Origin of the sequence: Glycomyces sp. L485 (assembly GCF_022548875.1) — a bacterium.
Lineage (GTDB): Bacteria > Actinomycetota > Actinomycetes > Mycobacteriales > Micromonosporaceae > Glycomyces.
Genome location: NZ_JAKZEW010000002.1, coordinates 1 through 223 on the forward strand (window position 1 = coordinate 1; position 223 = coordinate 223).

1 pseudogene is annotated in these 223 nt (G+C 72.6%); it reads left to right on the top strand.

The annotated features are described in order from the left end of the window. Positions 1–223 (top strand): annotated as a pseudogene (locus L0U85_RS01265) (chromosome partitioning ATPase); the annotation flags it as partial.

Here is a 223-nt window from a genome sequence, read left to right on the forward strand (position 1 = left end):
AACCCGGACAGGCACCAGCACCGGCCTCGCAGACCGAGACCAGGACCGCGAGCGAGCCCGAGCGCGGCACCGGACCCGAACACGGGCCCCGAACCGGAACGGGAACCGGACCCAAGCGAAACTCCGAACCGGACTCCGATCCGGGCTCCGGACCGGGCTCCGGACCGGGCGGACGCTTCCGTCCCGAAGACGAGCACGCCCCCACACCAGCAACACCGCCAGC